At 45.9% G+C, this 24,246-nt stretch carries 25 protein-coding genes; 4 read left to right on the top strand and 21 right to left on the bottom strand.

Features of this window, described 5'->3' with window-relative positions:
- Positions 1-17: 17 nt before the first annotated feature.
- From D9Y29_RS12155 to D9Y29_RS12095, 13 genes are all read right to left on the bottom strand, one after another.
- A complete protein-coding gene (locus tag D9Y29_RS12155) occupies positions 18-932 on the bottom strand; it encodes an FkbM family methyltransferase (protein ID WP_127128442.1) in 915 nt (304 codons plus the stop codon).
- Positions 932-1,900 (bottom strand): glycosyltransferase, encoded by a 969-nt coding sequence (locus D9Y29_RS12150; RefSeq protein ID WP_164735385.1) that lies wholly within the window; start codon positions 1,898-1,900, stop codon positions 932-934. The genes D9Y29_RS12155 and D9Y29_RS12150 overlap by 1 nt, the downstream gene beginning before the upstream one ends.
- Before the next feature lie 17 nt (positions 1,901-1,917).
- The gene (locus D9Y29_RS12145) at positions 1,918-2,643 is read right to left on the bottom strand and encodes an FkbM family methyltransferase (protein ID WP_127128438.1); all 726 of its coding nucleotides are present in this window, start codon (positions 2,641-2,643) and stop codon (positions 1,918-1,920) included.
- A gap of 69 nt (positions 2,644-2,712) precedes the next feature.
- Positions 2,713-3,480 (bottom strand): acyltransferase, encoded by a 768-nt coding sequence (locus tag D9Y29_RS12140; protein ID WP_127128436.1) that lies wholly within the window; start codon positions 3,478-3,480, stop codon positions 2,713-2,715.
- 1 nt (position 3,481) lies between these two features.
- On the bottom strand, positions 3,482-4,324 hold the full coding sequence (locus D9Y29_RS12135) for a glycosyltransferase family 2 protein (protein WP_127128434.1): 843 nt from the start codon (positions 4,322-4,324) through the stop codon (positions 3,482-3,484).
- Between the two features lie 10 nt (positions 4,325-4,334).
- A complete protein-coding gene (locus D9Y29_RS12130) occupies positions 4,335-5,309 on the bottom strand; it encodes a glycosyltransferase family 2 protein (protein ID WP_241237921.1) in 975 nt (324 codons plus the stop codon).
- A 19-nt stretch (positions 5,310-5,328) separates the two neighbouring features.
- Complete coding sequence (locus D9Y29_RS12125; RefSeq protein WP_127128430.1) at positions 5,329-6,138, bottom strand: class I SAM-dependent methyltransferase; 810 nt, start codon at positions 6,136-6,138, stop codon at positions 5,329-5,331.
- A gap of 6 nt (positions 6,139-6,144) precedes the next feature.
- Positions 6,145-7,413: an ABC transporter ATP-binding protein gene (locus tag D9Y29_RS12120; RefSeq protein WP_127128428.1), complete on the bottom strand. Its 1,269-nt coding sequence runs from the start codon at positions 7,411-7,413 to the stop codon at positions 6,145-6,147.
- 19 nt (positions 7,414-7,432) lie between these two features.
- Positions 7,433-8,263 (bottom strand): ABC transporter permease, encoded by an 831-nt coding sequence (locus tag D9Y29_RS12115; RefSeq protein ID WP_127128426.1) that lies wholly within the window; start codon positions 8,261-8,263, stop codon positions 7,433-7,435.
- Between the two features lie 39 nt (positions 8,264-8,302).
- Positions 8,303-10,711 (bottom strand): GumC family protein, encoded by a 2,409-nt coding sequence (locus tag D9Y29_RS12110; RefSeq protein WP_127128424.1) that lies wholly within the window; start codon positions 10,709-10,711, stop codon positions 8,303-8,305.
- A 40-nt stretch (positions 10,712-10,751) separates the two neighbouring features.
- Positions 10,752-11,510 (bottom strand): polysaccharide biosynthesis/export family protein, encoded by a 759-nt coding sequence (locus tag D9Y29_RS12105; protein ID WP_164735384.1) that lies wholly within the window; start codon positions 11,508-11,510, stop codon positions 10,752-10,754.
- A 73-nt stretch (positions 11,511-11,583) separates the two neighbouring features.
- Positions 11,584-12,099 (bottom strand): transcription termination/antitermination protein NusG, encoded by a 516-nt coding sequence (gene nusG / locus D9Y29_RS12100; RefSeq protein WP_127128420.1) that lies wholly within the window; start codon positions 12,097-12,099, stop codon positions 11,584-11,586.
- Position 12,100: 1 nt separating this feature from the next.
- Complete coding sequence (locus D9Y29_RS12095) at positions 12,101-12,679, bottom strand: acyltransferase (RefSeq protein WP_127128418.1); 579 nt, start codon at positions 12,677-12,679, stop codon at positions 12,101-12,103.
- Between the two features lie 501 nt (positions 12,680-13,180).
- Here D9Y29_RS12095 and D9Y29_RS12090 point away from each other — a divergent pair.
- Both D9Y29_RS12090 and D9Y29_RS12085 read left to right on the top strand, forming a co-directional pair.
- Positions 13,181-14,362 carry an acyltransferase family protein gene (locus tag D9Y29_RS12090; RefSeq protein ID WP_127128416.1) on the top strand — a complete coding sequence of 394 codons (1,182 nt, stop codon included), beginning with the start codon at positions 13,181-13,183 and terminating at the stop codon, positions 14,360-14,362.
- 42 nt (positions 14,363-14,404) lie between these two features.
- Complete coding sequence (locus D9Y29_RS12085) at positions 14,405-15,499, top strand: metallophosphoesterase (RefSeq protein ID WP_127128414.1); 1,095 nt, start codon at positions 14,405-14,407, stop codon at positions 15,497-15,499.
- Here the strand turns inward: D9Y29_RS12085 and D9Y29_RS12080 are convergent, their stop codons facing one another.
- The 5 genes from D9Y29_RS12080 to D9Y29_RS12060 form a co-directional block, all read right to left on the bottom strand.
- Positions 15,500-16,951: an RtcB family protein gene (locus tag D9Y29_RS12080; protein WP_127128412.1), complete on the bottom strand. Its 1,452-nt coding sequence runs from the start codon at positions 16,949-16,951 to the stop codon at positions 15,500-15,502.
- Between the two features lie 1,199 nt (positions 16,952-18,150).
- Positions 18,151-18,825 (bottom strand): response regulator transcription factor, encoded by a 675-nt coding sequence (locus D9Y29_RS12075; RefSeq protein WP_127128410.1) that lies wholly within the window; start codon positions 18,823-18,825, stop codon positions 18,151-18,153.
- Positions 18,826-18,847: 22 nt separating this feature from the next.
- Positions 18,848-19,603, bottom strand: coding sequence for a sensor histidine kinase (locus D9Y29_RS12070; RefSeq protein ID WP_127128408.1), 756 nt, complete (start codon positions 19,601-19,603; stop codon positions 18,848-18,850).
- Positions 19,564-20,226, bottom strand: a complete 663-nt coding sequence (locus tag D9Y29_RS12065; protein WP_127128406.1) for a hypothetical protein — start codon at positions 20,224-20,226, stop codon at positions 19,564-19,566. The genes D9Y29_RS12070 and D9Y29_RS12065 overlap by 40 nt, the downstream gene beginning before the upstream one ends.
- A gap of 52 nt (positions 20,227-20,278) precedes the next feature.
- On the bottom strand, positions 20,279-20,791 hold the full coding sequence (locus D9Y29_RS12060; RefSeq protein ID WP_127128404.1) for a hypothetical protein: 513 nt from the start codon (positions 20,789-20,791) through the stop codon (positions 20,279-20,281).
- 189 nt (positions 20,792-20,980) lie between these two features.
- On the opposite strand from D9Y29_RS12060, the gene D9Y29_RS12055 reads away from it, so the two are divergent.
- Positions 20,981-21,247, top strand: coding sequence for a hypothetical protein (locus D9Y29_RS12055; RefSeq protein WP_127128402.1), 267 nt, complete (start codon positions 20,981-20,983; stop codon positions 21,245-21,247).
- A gap of 17 nt (positions 21,248-21,264) precedes the next feature.
- On the opposite strand, the gene D9Y29_RS12050 is transcribed toward D9Y29_RS12055, so the two are convergent.
- From D9Y29_RS12050 to D9Y29_RS12040, 3 genes are read right to left on the bottom strand one after another with little or no spacing between them, the layout of a single operon-like run.
- Entirely contained in the window at positions 21,265-22,341 is a 1,077-nt protein-coding gene (locus D9Y29_RS12050; RefSeq protein WP_127128400.1) for a PA0069 family radical SAM protein, read from the bottom strand.
- 20 nt (positions 22,342-22,361) lie between these two features.
- The gene (locus D9Y29_RS12045) at positions 22,362-22,997 is read right to left on the bottom strand and encodes a 2'-5' RNA ligase family protein (protein WP_127128398.1); all 636 of its coding nucleotides are present in this window, start codon (positions 22,995-22,997) and stop codon (positions 22,362-22,364) included.
- 37 nt (positions 22,998-23,034) lie between these two features.
- Complete coding sequence (locus D9Y29_RS12040) at positions 23,035-23,658, bottom strand: 2'-5' RNA ligase family protein (protein WP_127128396.1); 624 nt, start codon at positions 23,656-23,658, stop codon at positions 23,035-23,037.
- A gap of 72 nt (positions 23,659-23,730) precedes the next feature.
- Here D9Y29_RS12040 and D9Y29_RS12035 point away from each other — a divergent pair, with 72 nt between their 5' ends.
- Positions 23,731-24,165: a LexA family protein gene (locus tag D9Y29_RS12035; RefSeq protein ID WP_127128394.1), complete on the top strand. Its 435-nt coding sequence runs from the start codon at positions 23,731-23,733 to the stop codon at positions 24,163-24,165.
- Positions 24,166-24,246 lie beyond the last annotated feature (81 nt).

Here is a 24,246-nt window from a genome sequence, read left to right as displayed (position 1 = left end):
GTATGCGAAGCTGCTGATTATTGATTAAGCAATAAACCTTCAAGTTTCTTTTTGTCATAGCCTGGCGGGATCAACAGCACATTGGCCGTTCTCTCTGCAGGTGTTGCCGCCTTGAACCAGGGAGATTTTCCCTGCTGCTGGTAGCATTCATAGCCATGGATGCTGAACAATTTCCAGACATCGAGGAAAGTGAATCCGAAGCGCGACATGAAGTAAGGGTTGAACTCGCCATAAACGACAGGCTTATATTTAGCCAGCAGTTCAGGTGCCCCCTGGAATAGAAAGATCTCCGCACCTTCAATATCTACTTTTATGAAATCGCAGCCCTGGATCGGGTGCGACTTAATAAAATCATCGAGCCTGTGCATCGGCGCCTGTTCACTTCTGAAAGTGCGAACGGAAGTGATATTATCGTTAGCGATATAGGCATTTGAGCTATCACCTTCTTCAGTGATATTCATGGTTATTGTACCCTCTTCATTGCCGAGGGCCATTTTGTAGGCGGAAACAATACCCTGCACATCATTGAGCTCTATATTCTGGTTAAGCGCTTTGAAATTAGTGCTGACAGGCTCAAAAGTGAGGAGCTTACCATTCAATTGTTTCAATTTCCTGGCGAATGGGACTGTATAATAACCAATATTACCACCGATATCTAGCACTGTCCAGTTCTCTTCAAACAGATTACAAAGTTTGGTAATCAGTTCTGTATCATAGTTGCCTGTCCAAAAGCTGCCGTTGTTTGTTGCAGACCTTACATCCACATGCATTTTGTATCCGGCCTTCATAGGAATAATGCATGCCGGCTTCTTCCATTTATCGGGCCCCAGCACATACCGTTCAAGTAGTTTGCCGAGTCTGTGTTTACCTCTTACAGAAGGTGTAACACGCATAATGGAAGCAATAGCTTTGATACCGTTTTCTCTTATCATCAATATTGAGTTGAAAGGATGTGTCTAAACCATTTCCTTAACCACAATGCTTTCTCGAAACCTATCAGTTTAGCCAACTGCTGAAACCTGTGCCCTCCTGCAGTTCCTAACTTTTTGTATCCCAGATCCCGCACGTATTGCTTGGCTTTGCTTATCAAATCCGGGTACTGGCCATAGTAATGATAAATGAAAGACAAGTAGTTTTTCATCAGGGCATGTTTCATTCCAGGCCTGTTTAGATATTGCGCCACATACTCTTCGTACAATTTGTAAGAATAGAGTTGTTTATCTGCTTTGGTGTATGACTTTGCGCCGGTGATGCTGTTGCTGTTGGCTGATCTGTAATAAACCACCGGACCGGAACAATGCCTGATCCCATTACTGTTCAGGAGAACGCGGCAAAAATAATCGCCGTCCTGGTTGATCGGCAATTCCTCGTTCCAGGGGCCTGCCTTTTCGGCTACAGCGCGGGATGTGAGCCAGATGGAGGTTTGCCCCATCCAGTTATTTTCCCAGGAAGCGATCAGCCATTCCAGAGGATCAGGCCAGTCTTTGTCCAGCGGCCTCACAGGCGCCTGCAGATCTGCAGGAGGAAACTCATCATAAAATCTCACCCACCTGGAACTGACAACGATATCATCACCGGATTCAGCAAAGATTTGCATCTGCTTACTGATCTTGTCAGGGGAGATCAGATCATCCCCATCCAGGAATTGAAAATAATCCCCGGATGCATTTGCCATTCCATTGTTCCTTGCAGCACAAGCCCCCTTATTAGGTTGACTGATTACTTTCACCATAGGAGCGCTGAAAGACTTTGCTATTGCCAGGCTCTGATCCGTGGAACCATCATCAACGATGATGATCTCCTTATTCGGCCATTGTTGCTCCATCGCCGATCTGATAGTACCAGACAGGAACTTTTCAGAATTATATACCGGAATTATGATAGAAACCAATGGCAACATATGGGACCAGAACATTTTTATTTTGCAAGCTGTTCTGAAATGAACAGCGCATTTACTCTTCTGAGAAATGGCTTGCGTGTGATCCATTCCTGAACCTGCTCATACACACCGAAGATGTAGTACCCGTAGCTCTCCAGATATCTTTTTACCTCTTCGATGGGAACATGATGTTTATTGGTTGGGTTCATTCCTACTTCCACTTCAATGAAGTCGATAGCCGATCTTTCCAGCATCTCACTACCCGACTTCAGCACTTCCAGATCGAACCCTTCCGTGTCTATTTTAAGATAACTGATCCTCGGGATCTTATTCTTCTGACAAAAATTGGCCAGGGTATCCATTGCCACCATTTCAGTTCTGCTATCACCTGTACCCTGATCTTCCTGCACTATCTTATTCATGTCAGAACGCTCATGATTCACCATCTTCACCTGTCCCTGACAGTTACCTAAAGCCTGTTGAAAACATTGAACATTATTCCTTTCCTTCATTGCCTCCTTTAGTTGTCCGAATGCTTCCGCCGAAGGCTCAAAGCAATAGATATTTCCTCCGGGTACATTTGCAACAAAATATCTGGCCGATTGTCCAATAATGGCCCCTACATCAAAAAGAGTAGTGAACCGGTACTCCCTGAAGATATGCCTGATATCCTCAATGGGGTCCTGACCAAAAGGCAGTTTCCTGTAAAGCTTTAAGCCTGTTACATTTTCGATACTTTTTTTTACTGAAGATCTGATACTCATAAGCGAAAGGAATTATTACTGAATGATTGGGTTCCTTTTGCAGAGTCTTAGCCATTGGGCTGGTCGGGATCAGTTGTTCTTCTGTGTATCGCTTGCCTGTTTAATGATCTTTGCCGGAATGCCTGCGCTCATTACTCCGTCGGGAATATCTTTGGTAACAACAGCTCCGGTTGCAACAATAGCTCTTTTACCAATGGTAATTCCCGGGAGGATGGTAACATTCGAACCGATCCATGCTCCGTCTCCTATTGAAATTGCACGTGCAAGGGGCTTGCCTTTCCAGGCTATATGTTCATGTTCTTTATAATCGTGATCATGTGTGTAGATGGTGCATTTGGGGCCCACGGCAACATTTGCGCCGATGATCACATCGGCACTGAGGTCTACAATGGTAAAATCGCCGATATAAGATCCGGCCCCGAGCAGGAGTTTACCATGATAACCCGGTTCCCTCGAGAAAACCTGGCAATTGGTAGCAATACCTGCGCCTTCCCCGATCTTCCATTGATTGTTCACCACACAATGAGTATTCTCTCCGATAGAAGCACGGTCTGCCATCTCAAATTCAACTGTGGGATCTACATAAACGCGCACATTCTTACTGAGCTTGCAGTTATTCCCTACACTCATCTTACTTCCTGCCTGAACCCTCAAACTTACATTCCTGAATATCTGTACATTGTTCCCGAACCTGATCTCGCCTTTACCTTCCACATTGAAAGGAAAGTCCACTTTCAATCCTGACCCCGCATTAATTCCGAAAGACCGGTAAAGCCAGTAGCAATGCCTCAGAAATGCTTTACCCTGTGATTTTACGATTGATATAAATACTCTCATATCAGGAAGCTGAATGTTGCTTTATTTTTTTAAGATCGAGCAACGCATCATTCAGACGGAGCGATGCCATATTCTTCAGTATGGATTTCCAGGTCTTTCTTTTTTCACGCTTCAGGAATTCCCTGGCTTTGGATGGAGCCAGCGGACAATCGTTTGTTGTAAGATATTCCACTTTCAGTTTTTCATAAACGTGGAAGAACTGTTTGGCATGATTCATTTCCTGCTCGCCATGTTTTCTGTACCACACCATTCCATGTGGCATAAGTACAACAGGGAATTTCTGCGCCATCCGGTGCCACATATCAAAATCACCTGCCATCCGGATGGGACGGAAACCTCCGATCTCATCGAAGGCTGATCTTTTAATGATCGCAGATAAGGGCGCTTTGAAGAAGATACTGAATCTGCTGTAATGATACTCGTAGGCTTCAGCGGGAGAAAGCAGAAAGGGATATGGGCGATCGTCTTCCTGTGGCAGAGAACAAAGGCCCCATCCTGCTTCCGGATATTGTTCCATCATCTGAACCAACAATCCAAGTCCCCAGGGGTAGATATAATCATCTGCATCTACATATTTCAGGTATTTGCCGCTTGCATATGCTGCAGCCTGGTTGCGGTTACCATAATCACCGAGATTTTTCTCGTTGATGAACACTTTCACCCTGTTATCCTTTGCAGCATAATTTCTGGCAATGGCTACAGTATCGTCCTTTGAGCCATCGTCCACAATGATAAGCTCGAGATTTGTATAGGAAGAAGCCAGCACGCTATCGATGGCCGCGCCGATATATTTCTGCCTGTTGTAGGAAGTCATCAATACACTCACCAGAGGTTGATCGGTCATAGTTACAGCTTCAGTTGAGTTTTACGGGAACAGGCGGTTTACCACAATATCGTTCATGAACAGCCGATAATTCTTTATCTCCCTTGCTCATGGCCTGGGTAAAAACAGAATATGCTTCCACGATGGTTTTTCTTCGTTCCACATTGTATTTGAACCAGCTCAGTTTTTTGCGGAAACTTACGCCGCCGGAAAACATAAGCCTGTTGATCATGCTGAGTTTTTCTTTAACGGTCATGGGGCTATAGATGGGAACGAAGCCCAGTGTAGTATAGCGGAAGTAAAGGGTTGTGAGTGTACGCTTAAAGATATATTCTCGATTTTCGAAATGATAGTGGTACACTTTTGCCTGAGGATTGTACACAATTGCATAACCTGCCAGGAGTGCTTCTTTGGACCAGATGATATCTTCCGCGAAAACTGCCGGGCGAAATGGTATCTGCAATAACACCTCCTTCCGGTACATGGCAGTTACATTATCCCAGAGGCAGGCATTTTTCTTTTCTACTGGCGACAATGCCTCAAAAGCTTCGGGGGAAGGAAACTGTACCCTTCTGATCGTGGGTGCGGAAGCTGGTCTGTACCAGTCCATTGGATTCTTATCAGGGTGATGCGGAACTGCCTGCCGGCCACATACTCCGGCTATAGCATCATCAGTGAAACAGGAGTATAATCTGTTGAGCCATTGGTCATCGGAAGGCACTGCATCCTGTACAGTGAGAGCAATGAATTTCCCTTTCGCCAATGAAACACCGAAATTGCGCGTTTCACCATGATTGAAGGATTCAGGCGGTATCTGATACAAACGAACAGGATATGCTTCAAGAGCTTCCAGCGTGCCATCCGTAGACCCGGAATCTATCACTATGATCTCACATTGGGAGAATAATGTCTGTCCCATGATCCCGCGGATACAGGCATCGATCCAGGTGTCCCCGTTCTTTACTGGTATGATCACGGAGATCAGCACATCTTTTTTATGATCCATTTGCTTCACGTGATCCGGATTATCCTTTCAACAGGCGGAAAGGTTTCAAAATCATATTACCCAGCTTGAATGCACGTGAATTCCTGACTGCATCAGCTTTCTGATTCAGTAACGATTTGAACATTTTAGTATCGTTGAACACCGTTACATCCTGGAATCCTACCTGGTGGCTGGAAGCAATAGCAATGATATAAACGTGCTCGAAAGTAGCAGACTGGTTCACTGTTTCATAATCGCCGGTAAACACACCAAATGACCCCGGATTGGACTCAGGCGTGATCAGCGAGAAGAAATCTGTACGTTGGTACAAAAAGCTGGAATATTTGAAATATTGTCTGATCAGGTCTTTGAACTCATCCTTGAAAAGTTCCTTTACGTGATGCTTATTGATGTAGTTCGTTTTGATGGTATAATTTTCCTTGTCGGGAGTAGAGATGATGAGGATCCCATCTTCTTTCAGCACCCTTTTGATTTCGGCCATCATTTCCTGGTGTTTATCGTGATGTTCGATAGTTTCAAAGCTCACCACCAGATCTACACTGCCATCTTCAAGAGGTATCTTATCAGCCGATCCTTCGATGAAACGGAGATTCGGTTTGCGGTATTTTTGTTTGGCACTCTCAACTGCTTCACGTGAGATATCCACTCCGGTTACAGACTCGGCGTCCAGTGACAGGATATTGGAGCCGTAACCTTCTCCACTAGCGATATCCAATACTTTTTTTCCTTTTGCGAAAGAGGCCGCGATAGCATAACGATGAAGATGCTCCAGCGTATTCTCGTTATAAATGGAGGTTTCAAGTCTTTCGCCTGTCCATTTTTTCTTCATGATGCGCTATTGTTTAATGATATTCCAATCCAGTAAAGGTCTTACAAGGCCGGGGAAATGGCCGGGACTGCTTCCCTTGGCAGTAACACCGTCGTAAGCCTCCATGATATTGAATACCACGGCGTCCTTTTCATGGAAATGGATGGTTCTTTTAAGGTGATTGAAAATAGCTGAGCCAACAACATATGTGCCTTCAGCAAGCAGGTTCTGGGGGATCCACACAATGGCGGAATATTTTCCTTTCTGATGAGGCTTATTATAATACTCTGATGTTACGCTATGCGTGTCGAAGATATTCAGTCCTTCTGCATTGAAGATATTATGACCGGACCAGAGTACATGCCCGTCTTCAAATACTTCATACTGCATTTCTATACCAAGGGTTTCATTCACATAGTAACTTTCCTTACTAACTCCTTCCTTGTCTATGATGCGGAGGGAATGGAGGCGCACGATATCATTACCAGGTTTACCATCCTCCCAGATACGTATGGATTTCTTTCCATAGTTGTTCGCGAGATAATAGTTGATGGTGTCGAATGGATCGCCGGTTTTCTTTACTGTTCCTTTTTCAAGGAGCACACATTTGTTACAGAGTGAGCTTACAGTATTCATATTATGGCTCACAAACAAAATAGTACGACCTTCGCCCTTACTTACATCTTCCATTTTACCGAGGCATTTCTTCTGGAACTGGGAGTCGCCCACGGCCAGCACCTCATCAACGATAAGGATCTCAGGCTCCAGATGTGCAGCTACGGAAAATGCGAGCCGTACATACATACCGCTGCTATACCTTTTTACGGGGGTATCCAGGAAACGGTCTATTTCGGCAAAGGCAACGATCTCATCGAACTTTTTCCTGATCTCAGCTCTGCTCATTCCGAGAATGGCTCCGTTCAGGAAGATATTCTCCCTCCCGGTAAGCTCAGGGTGAAAGCCGGTTCCCACTTCAAGAAGGCTGGCTACACGTCCGCGGATGGTGATACGTCCGCTGGTAGGCTCGGTGATACGGCTGAGTACTTTCAGCAAAGTACTTTTGCCGGCGCCGTTCCTTCCTATGATCCCCAGTCTGTCTCCAGGATAGAGATCAAAACTCAGGTCGCGAAGAGCATAGAAGGATTCGCTGGTACGACCATCCTTCTTATTTCCATTCAACAGTTTTTTTGCATTGTCTGCAATAGTATCTCTCAGTGTGCGATAACGCTGAGGAGCTTCATGGGCTATGATGAATTGCTTCGAAAGATTCTCAATTGAAATGATCGGCTGTGGCATATCCTTCAGTCTTCAGTGGTTAGATGGAATCGGCAAATGATCGTTCGGTGCGTCGGAAATAGGAGATCCCCCAGATAAAGAACACGAGGGTCACTCCCAATGAAACCAGCATCCCGGGAATATTCAGTGGCAATTCCCCAATTATGCACCAACGGAAGCCTTCAATAACTCCAACCATTGGATTCACATGATAGAGAAGTTGATATTGCTCGGGAACTATGGAACTGCTATATCCAACAGGTGTAATATATAAACCGATTTGTACGATAAATGGAATGACAAACCTAAAATCGCGGAATTTCACATTGAGGGCTGTGATCAATAACCCTGCGCCCATGGCTGCAACCAATGCAAACAATAAGAATACGGGCATCAGGAATATCTTCACTGAAGGCGTGAATCCGTAAAACAGGAAAATGATCAGCATCAATCCGAAAGAAATGAAGAAATCTACCAGGCTGACAATGATCGAGCTGGCTGGAATAATGATGCGGGGAAAATACACTTTCGTGATCAGGTTGGAATTCAGTACCAGGCTTTGACTGGACTCACTCAATGCGTTTGCAAAAAAGAACCAGGGGATCAGTCCTGCAAACACCATGATGGTGTAGGGTGCTGTTCCTTCAGTTGGCAGTTTGGCCATTCTTCCAAACACGAATGTAAATATCAACATGGTTAGCAACGGCCGGATTACACTCCAGGCAGCACCTATTGCTGTTTGTTTGTAGCGGACGCGGATATCACGCCAGGAAAGTATATAGAACAATTCCCGATACCGCCAGATATCCTGCCAATAGTTTTTTTCCGTTCTTCCTGCCTCAATGATAATCTCACTATTGCTGTTCGACATAAGATATGAAAAATGCTTTTAATTAATTACAAGAGAAGTTTATTTTCTGCCAAAGATCCTGCCAATAAAGCCTTTGACCCCTCTACGCTTGCTTTCGTAATATTTCTCGCTGCCATAACCATAGCCGTAGCCATAGCCATAAGATCCGCCGCCATATCCATAGTAGCCCTGGGCTCCGCCGGTTACTACATCGTTCACTAGTAAGCCCAGCCTGGGCAATTTTTTTTGCTGGTACAGGTCATCAATAAAGCCAAGCTGCTTTTTGAAGGTATAGCGCTGCCTGATCACATAAATCCCGCAGTCCGCGTAACGGCTAAGCGTAAGCGCATCACCAACAAGGCCTACAGGGGCAGTATCTATAACGATCGCTTCGAAATTTTCTCGAAGCCAGACGAAAAGCTCTTCGATCCTGGGTGTCAGGAGTATTTCAGAAGGGTTGGGAGGTACCGGTCCGCAAGGTATAACGAAGAGGTTCTCCACCTGAGGAACTGCCTGGGGAAGCTGATTGAGCTCTGCACTGCCAACCAGGTAGTTGGTAAGACCTGTGGCCTTGGGTAATCCCAGACCTTCGATGATCTTCGGTTTACGAAGGTCGAACTCGAGTATCACGGTGCGTTTTCCTGAAACGGCCAGTGTTGCGCCCAGGTTGGTAGATACGAATGATTTACCCTCTCCGCTGAACGATGATGTAACCAGCAGTACGGGAGATTCAAATTTTTCCCCCAGTACGAATCGCAGATTGGTCCTCAATATCCTGAACTGTTCAGTTACAACCGCCCGGTTCTGTTGAGGGAACAGCAGTACTTTACCGCCTTCATTATGTCCGATCTCACCGATAATGGGAGCAGCGGTCATTTTGGTAATATCAGACCTGGTGGTAACCTTATCGTTCAGCATATCCAGGATATAGATGATGGCGATAGGGATCAACAGACCTGCCAGCAGAGCGATGCCATATATCCTTAACGGAATGGGGCTAACCTGGTTGTAAACAGGCATCGCATTATCAATTACGCGTGAATTGGCAATGGTGGAGGCTTTGGCAATCGCAGACTCTTCTTTTTTTTGCAGCAGGTACAGGTACAGGTTTTGTTTGATGGCCTGTTGCCTCGCACGCTCATTATTCATCCTTTCCTTTTCCGGAATAGCAGACACTTCCTTTTTCATTCCCAGTTTCTTGTTTTCCAGCATTTCCAGATTGGCACGATACATACCGGAAATATTACGCAGACTGGCTCCCAGTTTCACCCTAGCGTTCTCGATCTCGCTATCGATACCTTGTATCACAGGGTTGTTGACTGTTGCACCGGTTTGAAGTTCCTGCTGTCTTTTCACCACTAGAGCATTGTATTCTGTTGCCAGTTCCTGAAGATTAAGATCAGGAAGCCCCAGAGTTGTAGGGACCAATGCATGTTTTTTGGTGCTGTCTTTTATATAAGACTCAAGAAGGTTGGAAACCTGCAAATACAATTGCTGCTCCTGGATTCCTTTTTCAAGTTCCCCGATATTGCCGAAGAAAAGGGTTGACTGGGCGGCCAGATCGATCACTTCTTGATTGCTCTTGAAATTCTGCAGGTCAACCTCTACGCTATCCAGTTGTTTCTCTACAATGCGAAGCCTATCATCTATGAAGGTAATGATCCTACGGTTGATCTCATTCTTGTCTTCTACACCTGCATCATTGTATTCAACCATCAGTTGATTCACAATATCTGCACCCAGCCTGGGATTATCAGTAAGGTACGTGATGCTGAGTACATTCGACTGGTCATTCGCCGGCTTGATGGCAAGACCACCACCATACAAACCTGCCGCTGCCTTTGTAGGTATCCACTGGAACAAGAAATCACGGAAGGAAAGCCTTGAATAAGTAGACTCCCTGGGAACGAGTTTGATAGTTCCCTCCGGCAGTTCTATCTGCTGTCCGAAGAAATATTCAGTGGACTTCTCTCCGATCCTGAATTTTTTGTAATCGATAATATGAACAGGCAGGGAGAAACTCCTGGAACTGTCTTTCAAATTGAGGATCAACACATCGAAAGGATGTTCCTGATAGATATTCGGAGCTTTTATCTTTCCAACAACTGAATAGGATTTTTCAAGACCCAGCGATCGAACCACCCTCTCCATCATATTGCGGGAACGCAGAATCTCTATCTCGTTTTGTTTATTGGTATTGGATTGGAATAATGCAATATCCGCAAACATATCATCACCGCTGCCACCACCGCGGTTTGCATTATCATTCCTGATCAACAAGGTTGATCCTACATTATACTTCGGAGTTGTATAGCGAAGATGCAACCATGCAGCGAATATTGCGATAGCCAATACGATCACAAATAATGGAGTATAGTGGAAATACTTGATCAATATTTCCTTCAGGTTCACTGTTTGCCCGCTCTCTCCTGACTTACTCGCTTTGATTGCTATATTTTCAGGTTCCATATGCTGTGTATACAGTTTTTCGCGTGAAGAAAAGTTCCTATCAGAATCGGGTAATGGTGGCTACGATCAGACTGACAGCTGAAACGATGCCGAGACCTATTGAAAGGGTCCTGGCATTGGTCTGATCTGCGTTTGCCATTTTGCGGCTGTTCATTTCTATATACACAACATCATTCTGGCGCAGATAATAATATGGGGATGAAAAGATGTTTCCGTCGTTCAGATTCAGTTGGCCCATTTCACGGCCCTGATTGGTTTCGCGGATCACACGTATATTGTCTCTCTTCCCAAAGGTTGTAAGATCTCCTGCCAGGCCAATGGCCTCCAGAACAGTGACCCTTTCACTGGGAATGGTAAACGACCCGGGTTTGGCAACTTCGCCCAGCACAGTGATCTTATAGTTGATCAAACGTATGGAAACGATGGCATCATTGGCGTATTCCCTTATTTTACGGGTGAGCGTATCGGTGAGCGCAGCCTTGGTAGTTCCATCTACATGAAGTTTACCGATCATGGGAAATACGATGTCACCACTTTCATCTATCAAATAGCCGGATGTGGTCCCTCCTGCGCCGGCAGTAACTGAGCTCGCATAAAAGTTAGGCAGGTTGAACAATTTGGCACTCGCATCGTTTGCTGTGCTCACACCAATATAAAGGATATCACCTTTTTGAAGCTTTGGTTCAAACTCTATAACAGTTTTCCTTAATGAACTATCATTGGCATTTTTGAAATAAACCGCTTTTGCCGTAAGCTCCTTATTGGAAACACAGGATATGAGACTACAAATAGTCAGCATAACTAAAAGAAGATTGCGGACACAACTTATTGCCATATCAGTTTTTTAAGGATGACTATACAATATTGCATGATTAATTTTTAGGTAAAAATTTCAAGTTGTCCTGAGCGCAAGACACAACAAGATTAACGCCCAGCGTTGACAATCTCACTATGATCTTTTTGTGCCGGATATCGGCGATATCGCCTACCTGATCCATAAATATACCGGATTGGATGATTACCTGTTGTCCTATTTTCATCGGGATGGGTTCAACATACACGAAGTTGTACTCATTCAGATATTTCTTAATAGCATCTACTTCATTCTCTTTCACTATTGCCGGTTTTCCCTGCCAATACACAAAATTGATAACGCCCGGGGTGAGCCGTACAGCAGACTGCTCTTCCTGCTGGATCTTTACAAATACATAAGATTTGAAAAGAGGCTCTTCAACCATCTTGTATCTATCGCTCCATTTACGCCTTACAATATTGAGCGGACAATAACTTTCAATACCCCTCTCATTCAAAAGGCGATTCACCTTCTTTTCCCATCGGGGTTTGGTATACAATGCATACCATTTATGTGTAGTGCCTGTTTTGGTCATTTTAACTGATCCGGGTTACACTTTCATCTTCCAGTTTATATTGTTGCCCGGATTCCGGGCACTCTGCCAATCCCATAATGTCGAATGCCAGCTTATGACCAAACTCACTTACCCACCCGGTTTGCCTGGCCGGATTACCCATTACCAGCGCATAAGGTTTTACATCCTTTGAAACCAAAGCTCCGGCCCCGATAAAACAATACTCGCCAAGTGTATGTCCACAGATGATGGTTGCATTGGCTCCGATACTGGCACCTTTCTTCACCAATGTAGACCTGTATTCGTTCTTCCTTGGAATAGCGCTCCTGGGATTGATCACATTGGTGAATACCATGGAGGGCCCCAGGAAAACATCATCCTCACAGATCACGCCGGTATAAACGGTAACATTATTCTGAACCTTTACATTGTTACCAAGTTTTACCCCTGATGAAACCACCACATTCTGACCTAGGCTGCAATTACTGCCAATCTCAGCACCGCTCATAATATGGCTGAAATGCCAAATCCTGGTCCCATCACCGATGGTACAACCCTCATCTATGACCGCAGTTGAATGAATATAAGGTTTGAGTTCCATACATGGCTTCGCCACCTCAGTCACATTCTCAGAATGTAACTGATTGACTTACAACACTACTGAATGCCTGTTTATGCAAACGTCAAAAGGGTATAAGCAGACTATATACTGGCTTATACCCTCAACAAAAGATATATGATCGACTAACAGACGTGATCTTCACAGGAATTCGTTCCATGATTAATGGTACTTTGCAGCAGTCAAGCATTCCAGCTTCTCCGCTACTCGCCTCACCCAGGATCGTCTTGCCGCTACAAAAACCGCAAATTGTTAATGCTGTTTGCAAATATAGGGGATTTTTAATGTGTTTGATCCGTCAACAAAAATGCTAAATCGTTATTTTTCAACTGAGAAAATCAAGTTCTCAGTCACAGATCCACCGATACTGCAAATGATTTGCCAGGATCAACAACTCTATGTTTCAAAAAATATTTCTCCTATAAGTAACACCTCGGTGGTTCCCCGAATTCCCTATCTTTAATCCCCTGAAAATCTACTCATTTGAACCAACGCTTCTATTCCCTCGACGTTTTCCGTGGCGCCACCGTAGCACTCATGATCCTGGTGAACAATCCAGGCAGTTGGAGCCATCTTTACGGCCCGCTTGCCCATGCACCCTGGCATGGCTGCACACCCACTGATCTTGTATTTCCTTTTTTCCTTTTTGCCGTTGGCAATGCCATGGCCTTTGTGTTACCCAGACTGCAGGCCGCAGGCACTCCGGTTTTCCTGAAAAAAGTGATCAAAAGAAGTATACTGATCTTTGCCATTGGGCTCTTTCTCAACTGGAGTCCATTCCTGAAATGGAGCGATGGTGAACTCGTATTCAAACATTGGGTGGATCCCAATAACCCTGAAAGCGGCATCCGCATCCTGGGTGTACTTCAACGCATTGCCATCTGTTACTTGTTCGCTTCTCTTATCGTTTACTTCATGAAAGTACGAGGCGCCATCATTATCAGCGCCATTATTTTATTGTTATACTGGATGCTCTCGCTGTTCCTCGGCGCCCCGGGCGATCCTTACAGCCTTAATGGGTACTTTGGTACCCAGATTGACAAGAACATTTTAGGCATTGCGCATATGTATAAAGGTGAGGGGGTGCCCTTCGATCCGGAAGGATTGACCAGTACACTCCCGGCCATTGTTCAGGTGATCCTCGGATTCCTGGTAGGAAATTATATCCAGCAAAAAGGCAAGACCTTTGAAATGCTATCCGGCCTGTTCGTATATGGATGCCTGCTCATTTTCGGAGGCTTTGCCTGGGACATGGCTTTTCCGATCAATAAAAAGATCTGGACCAGCTCTTACGTATTGTACACAACCGGTCTCGCCATCATGGTATTGTCTGTCTTGATCTATGCTATTGAATTCAAAGGGGCCAAAGGAGCCTGGAGCAAATTCTTCGACGTATTCGGAAAGAATGCGCTTTTCGTTTTTGCTTTGAGCGGCTTCCTTCCCAAACTGCTTCCTTTATTCCGGTGGGTGGACCATGTAGACGAAAAAGGTAACAACGTTTACACAAGCGCTTTCCCCTGGTTCTATCAACATATCTGCAAACCGCTCACAGCATTCACAGATAACCCTAAGAATGGATCATTATTGTATGCGCTCTGCATGATCGCTTTCTACTGGCTGATCGTTTACTGGTTGGACAAGAAAAAGATCTATATAAAAGTGTAGGATGGTTGAAAAGGAAAATTCCTGGCAATCAAAAAAAGTCCCATGAAGAAAATCCTGCAATGGCTGTTCCGGAAACCTGTGATCTGGATAGCGGAAAAAATATCCTCCAGCCCAAACGAGCAAGATGTATTCTCATCCCTTACAAAGCTGAAGGAAGATATCCTGGAAGGAAAAACGCCCAAAGGTATCGTTCTGCCTTTCGATCTGAACTCTGCACGTTTTATAATATTATCAGACCAGCATAAAGGAGGAAAGGACCTTGCCGATGATTTCCGGCTCGCTGAAGAAAACTATATGGCAGCTCTGCAGTATTATGATCAGCAGGGCTTCACGCTCATTAGCCTTGGCGACAGTGAAGAGCTTTGGGAAAATACGCCGAAGACCGTCATAGAAAAGAACCGGCTCAGTTTATTGGAAGAAGCCAAATTCCTGCAACAGGACCGCTATTACCGGGTTTTCGGCAACCACGACCTGGAATGGAGCTACGCCTTTCAACAAAATCTTTTCCTTAAACCAATCTTTGGCGACAAACTGAAAATCTATGAAGGTATCTTATTGCAATCAAAATATAACGGCAATGAGTACCTGATTATGCTCACCCATGGCCACCAGGGTGATAAGCGAAGTGATGGAAATCCATTCAGCAAATGGGTAGTGGCAGCCATCTGGACACCATTGCAACGTTTCCTGGATATCTCCATCAACACCACTGCCGACTCTTTCGACCTGGTGGACAGGCACAATGTGATCATGTATAACTGGAGCGCAATGCAACAAAGCCTGGCATTGATTTCCGGTCATACGCATAAACCTGTTTTTGCCTCGCTGGATCATATAGACCGCCTGACCAAACAACTGGAAAACGCAATATTCTCCGGTGATGCAGAACTGATCCAGGCAGTATCCGAACAACTTGAAAAAAGAAAACTGGAATATGCCGGTAAACGTATAACGAAAACCATGGCACATCCCAGTTATTTCAATTGCGGTTGTTGTTGCTATAGCGATGGAGATATCACCGGCATTGAAATAGCAGATGGTTTCATCCGGTTGATCAAATGGGATGTAACCCATGAAGGCTATCATCGCGTAGTGCTGGAAGAGTCTCCGCTTACTTATATTTTAGACCAGCTGTAATTATTCTCCCGCTCTTTTCATCCAGGGCTTTGGCGCGGTGCCATCCATCTTCACGATCTTCGGATAGAAAATTCCCACGGTATCCACCAGGTGTTGCTGCGCCTTCATCACTTCTTCGATATTCTTATATGCATGTGGGGCTTCATCCAATCCTCCACCTATCAGTTTAACCCCGTGCTTGGCCAGTAGTTCATTCAACGCATTTTGTGTGATGGAATTCAATGCAGCCGTACGACTCATTTTCCTTCCGGCGCCATGTGATGCCGATGCCAGCGAGCTTACCTCTCCTTTCCCTTTCACGATGAACCCGGGTGCAGTCATGGATCCGGGAATGATCCCCAGCACATCCTTACCTGCAGGTGTAGCACCTTTCCGGTGAACGATCAATTCTTGCAGCCCGCCTTCAGGTCCATACACCATTTCCTTCCATGCAAAATTGTGATGGTTCTCCACCATCGTAATTGGCTGGCGGCCCAGTTGCTTCGCTACTTTTGCGTGAATTGCATGATGGCATGCTGATGCGTAATCACCTGCAAGGTTCATGGCCAGCCAGTATTCGATCCCTTCTTCTTCATTCATATCCAGCCAGGCCAGGTTAGCAGCTTCTTTGGGAAGCAATCTTTTCTCCTTCGCCAGTTTGGTGTAATGCCCTGCAATGCTGGCTCCCAGCCCTCTTGAACCGGAATGGCTCAACAGTCCGAGATAAGTTCCTGCTTCCAGTTTCAATACTTCATCCTTCTCTTTGATGGCTACAATTCCGAACTCTACAAAATGGTTTCCGGATCCGGATGAACCCAATTGCATTGCAGCCTTGTTCTGTAATTGTTTCAGAACAGCGATCTCATCGAACAGAGGGCTGTCCAGCACTTCATGATCAGCTGATTTCAGGAATTGTTGTCCGCTTCCGAATAGCGTGTTTTCATTCAGCACTGTTGTGAAATATTGTTCGCGTTGCACGAGTGTTTTTGGGTCGATATCGAAAACTGACAGGCACATCCTGCAACCGATATCAACCCCAACGCCATAGGGGATCACGGCATTGGAGGTGGCCAGCACCCCACCTATTGGCAATCCATAACCGGAGTGAGCATCCGGCATCAACGCTCCGCTGACAGATACAGGCAGCCGGGCTGCCTGGTCCATCTGCGTCAATGCCTGCTGCTCGATAGCGCCCGACCCGAAGATGTTCACAGGAACTCCTGTTTTGTTCAATTCTATAACATTCGCTGCGATGGTTTCCTTCGGGATCAGTTGCAGTGCAATCAATCCAAGCACGGCATCATTCTCGTATTCGACAGGCGCTTTCAATATTTTTTGTAACAGTTCCATTACTTCCTCCTTTGTGGAATATTTGAATTCCCTTTGCATGATATTCTTTGCGATACTGATCACCGGACCTTCCGGATAACCTATTTGCCTGAGGTCTTTGCCTCTTAATTCCAACTTTGCCATTGTGAGTCTTTTTTTGACGCGTAGATGAATTCTCCTTCCCACTCGTCTTCATTCCATTCTTCCGCATCAAATTCTTCTTCTGTTGAGCTGCTACCTATCGCAGGCTGAAAGCCGCGGGGTGCAGAGGTTCTTTGTGGTCATCAATTTCCACTTTTTTTCTTTTCTTTTTCCTGCTCTCAATCAGTGAGCTTATGAGCGACACAAGCAGGACGAATAATACCAGTTTCATGTTGGCCTCCTTTTCTTTTCGTCATTTGTTTTGGTTTTGAAGGGCGGACCATACTGAGTTGGGCTGGGCATCAAAAAAGCCCGGTCGGTATGGTCCGGCCGGGCTTTCGGTATCTTGTTCAGCGCAGTGCTGATCTTATGATCCGTAGTCTCCCGACCTTTTTCGTTTGATAAACTTAATACTGCCATCAAAGCTTGATACGAAATGCGCGTTACCCGTTGGGCACATACGCGTATCCTGCCGGCGCTCAGCCAGGGCGAGGAATATTGTTCCGTAATTGACATTGGCATCGATGGGCATAACTATCACAACTGTTTTGAATTCAGTGAAACAAAAAACCCCGCAGATGCTGCGGGGCTTATATTTTGAGGATCTTTTCGATCCGGCTATGCTGCAGCATAACAAGCCCCGCGGATGGCGTCACTCGGATTGAGTGCAAACCACTTCACTGTTTCGATATGTTGCATCTTTTGGGACATGTTTTAAATTGTTTGTCGATGCAAAAGTGAAACTATTTTTTTAATAGTGCCAACTTTTTATCAGGAATTTTTAAAAAAATATTTTCCTATGGCTACCCGAAGAGGGCGGAAACGCAGACTGAATAAGAGTTTCATAGGGTTCAGAAGCAGTGACAAATAAGCTGGAATGTTTATTGCTGGTTTCGGTTCTCTGACAGATTCAATTCAACTCTATAACGTAGATGCTAAACCGAATAAATCAGCTTACGTTTTTCCCTGCTCAGATTACGCAGAGTTGGAGGTGCAAGAAAAAAGCAAGGATTATTCTGAAGCGATGTTTTCTACGGGGTGCAACAACCGGGGCTGACTAAAAAGGACGGGGAGCTGGCAGTCGCTCGCCTCCCGGCGAGTGACTTGTATTTGTTCGCCTCCGGCGAACACCGCGTCGCCAGAGGCGACTAAACAAAACTCACTCGCGGGGACGCGAGCGAGTGGGCACACCGAGATTATTTTCAGATCCTTTCTGGTGTATAAAGATTGTTCTTGATGGCATAAATGATGATCCCAGCCGTATTCTTCACTTCCATTTTTTCCAGGATCTTCATCCTTAATCCTTCCACGGTTCGAACGCTTAGGAAGATGCGTTCTCCGATCTGTTTACTGGTGAGACCGTCGCAGATATGACGGATGATCTCCAGCTCTCTGTCGTTGAACTCGGGTTTCACCTGCTGGCGGTGCGGGTTGAATTTGCTCCTGGCCACCATTTCAGCCAGCTTATGGCTGGTATGACGACAGTAATAGGGTTGCTGATCGTAAACAGATTTGATGGCATCCACGATCTCGTTCTTATCTGCATTTTTGAGGAGGTAACCTTTGGCGCCGGCTTCCAGCATATCGATGATGAGATCTTCTTCATCAAACATCGTGAGGGCGATGATGCCGATATGCGGATAATGTTCTACGAGATGACGGGTGGCTGCTGCTCCGTCCATGCGCGGCATCTTCACATCGCTGATGACTATATCCGGTTGGAGTTTCTTTACCTGGTCAATGAGTTCGCGGCCATCACCGGCCTCGCCTACCAGTTGAATATCCTGCTGCTTTTGCAGCATGATGCGCATGCCATCGCGGAATATTTCATGGTCATCCGCGATCACTACTTTGATTGTGCCAAGTATTGTGCTCATAAAACAGAGGATTCGGTGGTGATCATAGCGGGATTTCGAATGTGTACATCGTCCCCTTTCCAGGCTCAGACTGGCAACTGAGTTCAGCTCCCATCACTTCTGCCCTGCTCTGCAAGTTACGAAGTCCAAGTCCCGGATTGTCTTTTATTTTCAAAAAATAATCGAATCCTTTTCCATTATCGGCGGTCATGAGGAGGAGGCGGTTCTCTTCGATCACCATTTTGATGATGAGACAACTGGCCTGAGCATGCTTGATAGTATTGTGAACGATCTCCTGTATAATACGGTAGATATTGATCTCTTTCTGCTGGTTCAGGTTGAGGTTTTGTTCGCAGATGAATTTCACCTGAAGGCCGCTCGTCTGTGTGGCATGGTTGGATTGTTCCACAAACTCTGAAATGGCTTTCTGCAGTCCTTTACGCACAAGCGTATTCGGCATAAGGTTATTGGAGATCTCGCGCAGTTTGGTGATGATACTGTCTATATGCGTACTGGATTTCATGATGGTGAGCGCATCCAGGTCATTGGCTGCGTCCAGGCTGTTGATCTGCAGCTTCACGGCAGAAAGCAACGGGCCCAGTTCATCATGAAGATCGGAAGCGATGCGAGTGCGCTCATTTTCGAGTGTATCGATCTCGGCCTGGATCTTTTCCTTATGCAAACGAAGGCTCCTTCGCTGGTAGCGAATAATAGTGATGATAAAGTAGATGAGAACGGAGCCCACCACCCCAACCACCATCAAAAGGGCTTCATAAAGTTTTGCTTCCGGGGTATCCATACGATCGCTACAGCATACAAGAAGTTAACCAAAATATTTGAACACACATTGATGATCTGAAGATTTTGCCTGAACAGTTTGGTGGCAGACCTGAACACGTTGAGGTTTACCATGCAAACCAGTATGAAAAAAGTATAAAAGATAATGATGCCAAGGCAGATCCAGAACTTGGGATTGTGAAAAATATTTCGTCTGTCGTTCACCACGGCCTTATTGAAAGTATTCACGCTGAAAGCGATCAGGATAGCCGAATACAGTACCCTGAAAGCGAAGTTGGGTGTGAGGATATTCTGGAGGATGAGGGTGATGAATATCCAGGCGGCAAAGCCTGCAGCGAGAAACGAAATGAAAACGGTCCGGTTGCCATTGAAGAGCCTCCAGTTATGGAACAACCAGGTGAAGAGAACATAATCAAGAATGGAAAAAGTATTGATCACAACAGTGAAATACCGGGGCTCGGTCGATAAAAAGAAGAGCCTTGCAGTGACCTCGATGATCAATACAAGGAAGATGCGATAAAGAAAGGGATAGTAAGACTTATCGATTTTACGGAATCTTACTATCCCGATCAATACAGCAAACACAATACTCAGGCTCAATACAAAACGTACTGTATCATTCATCAGTTAAGGTGGAGAGGATTATGATTTGGTTTGCGGCCGGGGAGCTGCTCAACTATTCACCGGGATACGGTGCAAAACAGGGCGGATCGCATTGGCCGTATTCAGCACCCCCTCTCCTCGGAGTTGTTTGAGTAGCTACTGCCGAGCCATTGTCGATATACAGGTCCTGTCCTTTTGCATCAACACCCACGATGATCAGGCGGAATTCATCTCTTGCACCACTCTTATCTTTGGCAGCACCATAATAGATGCGGATGCCAACACATTTGGGGTCTTTCAGAATTTCCAGCAGTATCTTTTTATTGAAGGCTTCACTATTGGGAATAAAGAGGTTGGGCATAAGGCGCTTCAGGGTATCGCGGTCGATGGCGAAATCTGCGCGGAATTCCTTGATCTCAGCTTCAGGAATAAAGTGGTTTCGTTTGCCCAGGTCGGAAGAGTCTTTCGGATTAGGTATCCATACGCCGTCTTCTTTGGAGCCTCCTGTGCAGGAGTGAAGAAGGAGCATTATGGAGAAAATACCGATCAACGACATTACGCTGGCTTTTTTCGGGTTGGTTGCCATAGAAAACGTGTTTATTGGTTAAATAGTGGCTTAAAGATATTTGTAAAAGATTTTTTCCCAATAAGTATATCTACGGAATCTGATTTCACGCTCTACGCCCAATAAAGGGTATTTTAACGGTTGTTCCGCATACAGGATTATAGGAAATTTGGGAGGTAACTTATCACCGAAATCATTAAACAGCCTGTTATGCGCCACCATCCACCGGTTCCGGGTAGCGGAAAGCTTTCATCCGCCCTGCCGGCCGGAAAGAAGCCGGTCATTGTATCACCGATACTGGGTGATTCATTGGAAGCGATTGAACTGTATCACCGGGAAAAAGCGCAGGTGCTGGAAAAAAGCCTGCAGCAGTTGAACCTGCTGGAGAATGCAAAGGAGATTGCATTCATCTGCCGCGAGGTGATGGTAATCCGTGAGAAGATATCTTCTATTCTGAAAAGGAAATTCAAAGCATAGTCAGGAGTTCCTTTCCCTTAAAACAACTTCATTTGTTCGCCCGGGCGACGGAACTGTGAGCAATCCAGTTCCCATTTCTCTTCGTTTAATCCAAAACGTTTGCACCAGGTCTTGAACTGACGGTTGATCAGTTCGGCCAGGGGGCCTTCTCCGCGCATGCGCGTACCAAACCTGCTATCGTTCACCTGCCCGTTATGACCCTGCTCGATGAAATGCCAAACTTTATCGGCGCGGTCGGGATAGTTTTTATAGAGCCAGTCGTGAAACAATAATTTCACGGCGCCATTGAGTCGCACGAAAGTGTAGGCAGCAAAAACGGCCCCTTCCTCCGATGCTGCTTTCAGGATATTATGCATTTCCTGATCGTTCAGTCCCGGGATCATGGGGCCTAACATAACGCCCATGCGCACACCGGTATCCGTCAGTTCCCGGATCACCCGCATCCGCTGCCGCGCTGTGGTGGTCCTGGGTTCCATCTTTCGCCGCAGTTCCTCATCAAACGTGGTCACTGAAACCAGTGCTGACACAAGGTTCCTGGCAGCGAGCTGCTGCAGCACATCCTTATCACGGAGGATGCCGGCATTCTTGGTAATGATGCCCACCGGCTGATTAAACTCAAGGCATATTTCCAGGATGCGCCGGGTCAATCGATATTTTTTCTCTGCTGGTTGGTAACAATCGGTATTGCCACTGAGGGATACCGGAACACATTGCCAGCGCGGATTCATGAGGAATTTCCGGAACAGCTCGGGTGCATTCTTCTTCACCATGATATTCCTCTCGAAATCCACACCGGCACTGTATCCCCAGTATTCAAAGGAGTTGCGTGCATAGCAGTAGATGCAGCCATGCTCACATCCCTGGTAGGGGTTAATGCTGTACCACATGCCAACGTCAGGGCTATCTACTCTATTAACCACCCCTTTGGCTTTGTCTTCGAGGTAACGCGTTGCTACATCGGATTCGATCCATTCATCGATTCCCTCGATATGTTCCTTCACCCTTTCATTTTTCAAAAAACGGTTACGCGTGTTGATCTGCGCACCGCGCCCCTTGAGATAGGTATCGGGTTTCTGTTCTTCGTGGTTTTCCATGATTCGTTTCCTTTCTTCACTCAGGCGAAAAGCTCACCCTGCCTGGTATTCACAGGAAGGTTCTTGAACTCGAAGCGCTCAGCGATCTGCCAGGCGCGGTCGCCCGTTCTTCTTTTCAATAATAACATGCCATCTGCCAGGAAGCGGCCTGTGAACTGCCTGTGAGAATATTCCAACCACCCCTGTTCGTATTGCCAGGGCTGCAGTCTGCTGGCGATGGTGATGAAAGGCTCATCGATAAAATGAGGTTTACGGTCCTTATCATATTTCATCAGTCTCTGCAATTGCCTGATCTCTTTCACCAGCCCCTGAACAGGCTGCCTGGTTACCACATTTACATAAATGGAATGGGTGGGGAATGCACCATAATTCTTCAGCTCCACCCGGAACGGATGATAGCCATTGCCTGCAATGCGCAGGCGGTGCAGGATCTTTTCTTCCATCATCTCCAACTGTGTGAACTTCGCAAGCAGGATATGAGGACGAACGAAATTCGTATATCCGCCAGGGTAAGTCTCATGAAAGGCCTTCTTCACTGCAAGGATCTTGTTACGCAGCTCTTCATGAGGCGAAAGCACCAGTTGATATTCATTGGTGCGCAATCCGCTTTTGTAAAGCGCTCCATAATCAGGTAAGGTGTCAACAAGCTGTTTCATTTGCACGATTTTAAAAAGATAGAAATAAGGATAAGGCTCAGGACAATTCCTGATATAGTTCGTAAGTACCCGGCAGGAACCGGAATACATTCACTGTTTTGTTGTTTGCTTCATAAGGAGAGCTTTTCACCAGCAGGAGATCATTGGCGAGGAATGAATGATGAAAAGATCTTCTTGAAAAATCTGGCATGGCCTTCTCGTATACGGACTGCGGCAAATGCCCCGCAATGTCCAGGTAAGGGCGCAACATCATGATGGGCGGCGGACAGGCAGAGGAACGAATATAATCTTCCACCGGACGAAGCTGCCTGATCAGTTGCCGGATTGGCCATTGGTCCTGTATGCGCAGGTAAATGGTATGCGGCGGATGGCCACTGTAATTATTAAGTGTGATCACAAAGCTGCGGTGGTTGCTGCAGATCCTTTGTATCCAACGCATCAGGGTTTCTTCCATTCCATCCCTCACGGCGAATTTAGCGATGGTGATCTGGTGCCCTGAACGCGCCTGCCCCTTCAGTCCATACTTCAAAACCAGGTCCTGCTGCTCCAGCCAAACCTGCTGACGAACTACATTATCTGCCTGGATCACAAGGCTGTATTCCTGTAACCCTTCTGCCATCCAACCCTTGCCCCCACTATGATTGACCGCTCCTGTGTGCATAAAATTTCTTTTGTCTGATCATATATTTAGCATAAATTTACTAAATAATTTAGCACAGCCAAATTTAATTATATGCAGGACGAAATTTTTTACGATGCCGCTTATAAAGGTTCCAAAGATTACAATCAATGGAATGTGAAGACTGCCGATGCCACAGGCTTCGGAGCGGCCGCGGATGATTATATGGAGCGCGGGATCGATCTGAATGAACAGCTCATTCACAACAAACCCGCTACCTTCTTTTTGCGTATGAGAGGCGATGCCATGACCGGTGCAGGGATCCATGATGGTGATGTGGTGATCGTGGACAAAAGCCTCAAGGCGCAGAGCGGGAAAGTTGTGATTGCAGTACTGAACGGCGAGATGCTGATCCGCAGACTGGAACGAACATTCAACAAAGTGCGGCTGCTGCCGGAGAACAGGCAGTTCGCCAGCACGGAGATCGATCCCTCCTGTGATACACTCGAGATCTGGGGCGTTGTCACTTATGTGATCCACCAATTATAAAGGCATCGCCTTTTTAAAGATACTGCCAACGAGCAGCCATTACCATTAAGCCTCCTATGAGAGAAGTGAGCAGCTCTTACC

The organism is Pseudoflavitalea rhizosphaerae, assembly GCF_003991355.1.
Classification (GTDB): Bacteria; Bacteroidota; Bacteroidia; order Chitinophagales; family Chitinophagaceae; genus Pseudobacter; species Pseudobacter rhizosphaerae.
Note: the sequence above shows the minus strand (reverse complement) of the source record. Positions and strands in the feature narration are given on the sequence as shown.

Excerpts from the sequence above, each read along its gene's own strand:
- D9Y29_RS12035 (WP_127128394.1), top strand. The coding sequence starts at position 23,731 with ATGCAGGACGAAATTTTTTACGATGCCGCTTATAAAGGTTCCAAAGAT.
- D9Y29_RS12070 (WP_127128408.1), bottom strand. The coding sequence starts at position 19,603 with ATGGATACCCCGGAAGCAAAACTTTATGAAGCCCTTTTGATGGTGGTT.
- D9Y29_RS12110 (WP_127128424.1), bottom strand. The coding sequence starts at position 10,711 with ATGGAACCTGAAAATATAGCAATCAAAGCGAGTAAGTCAGGAGAGAGC.
- D9Y29_RS12040 (WP_127128396.1), bottom strand. The coding sequence starts at position 23,658 with ATGCACACAGGAGCGGTCAATCATAGTGGGGGCAAGGGTTGGATGGCA.
- D9Y29_RS12060 (WP_127128404.1), bottom strand. The coding sequence starts at position 20,791 with ATGGCAACCAACCCGAAAAAAGCCAGCGTAATGTCGTTGATCGGTATT.
- nusG (WP_127128420.1), bottom strand. The coding sequence starts at position 12,099 with ATGACCAAAACAGGCACTACACATAAATGGTATGCATTGTATACCAAA.
- D9Y29_RS12120 (WP_127128428.1), bottom strand. The coding sequence starts at position 7,413 with ATGCCACAGCCGATCATTTCAATTGAGAATCTTTCGAAGCAATTCATC.
- D9Y29_RS12155 (WP_127128442.1), bottom strand. The coding sequence starts at position 932 with ATGATAAGAGAAAACGGTATCAAAGCTATTGCTTCCATTATGCGTGTT.
- D9Y29_RS12125 (WP_127128430.1), bottom strand. The coding sequence starts at position 6,138 with ATGAAGAAAAAATGGACAGGCGAAAGACTTGAAACCTCCATTTATAAC.
- D9Y29_RS12075 (WP_127128410.1), bottom strand. The coding sequence starts at position 18,825 with ATGAGCACAATACTTGGCACAATCAAAGTAGTGATCGCGGATGACCAT.
- D9Y29_RS12095 (WP_127128418.1), bottom strand. The coding sequence starts at position 12,679 with ATGGAACTCAAACCTTATATTCATTCAACTGCGGTCATAGATGAGGGT.
- D9Y29_RS12135 (WP_127128434.1), bottom strand. The coding sequence starts at position 4,324 with ATGACCGATCAACCTCTGGTGAGTGTATTGATGACTTCCTACAACAGG.
- D9Y29_RS12065 (WP_127128406.1), bottom strand. The coding sequence starts at position 20,226 with ATGAATGATACAGTACGTTTTGTATTGAGCCTGAGTATTGTGTTTGCT.
- D9Y29_RS12115 (WP_127128426.1), bottom strand. The coding sequence starts at position 8,263 with ATGTCGAACAGCAATAGTGAGATTATCATTGAGGCAGGAAGAACGGAA.
- D9Y29_RS12130 (WP_241237921.1), bottom strand. The coding sequence starts at position 5,309 with ATGGATCATAAAAAAGATGTGCTGATCTCCGTGATCATACCAGTAAAG.
- D9Y29_RS12050 (WP_127128400.1), bottom strand. The coding sequence starts at position 22,341 with ATGGAAAACCACGAAGAACAGAAACCCGATACCTATCTCAAGGGGCGC.
- D9Y29_RS12080 (WP_127128412.1), bottom strand. The coding sequence starts at position 16,951 with ATGGCAAAGTTGGAATTAAGAGGCAAAGACCTCAGGCAAATAGGTTAT.
- D9Y29_RS12140 (WP_127128436.1), bottom strand. The coding sequence starts at position 3,480 with ATGAGAGTATTTATATCAATCGTAAAATCACAGGGTAAAGCATTTCTG.
- D9Y29_RS12105 (WP_164735384.1), bottom strand. The coding sequence starts at position 11,510 with ATGCTGACTATTTGTAGTCTCATATCCTGTGTTTCCAATAAGGAGCTT.
- D9Y29_RS12045 (WP_127128398.1), bottom strand. The coding sequence starts at position 22,997 with ATGAAACAGCTTGTTGACACCTTACCTGATTATGGAGCGCTTTACAAA.
- D9Y29_RS12055 (WP_127128402.1), top strand. The coding sequence starts at position 20,981 with ATGCGCCACCATCCACCGGTTCCGGGTAGCGGAAAGCTTTCATCCGCC.
- D9Y29_RS12085 (WP_127128414.1), top strand. The coding sequence starts at position 14,405 with ATGAAGAAAATCCTGCAATGGCTGTTCCGGAAACCTGTGATCTGGATA.
- D9Y29_RS12150 (WP_164735385.1), bottom strand. The coding sequence starts at position 1,900 with ATGTTGCCATTGGTTTCTATCATAATTCCGGTATATAATTCTGAAAAG.
- D9Y29_RS12145 (WP_127128438.1), bottom strand. The coding sequence starts at position 2,643 with ATGAGTATCAGATCTTCAGTAAAAAAAAGTATCGAAAATGTAACAGGC.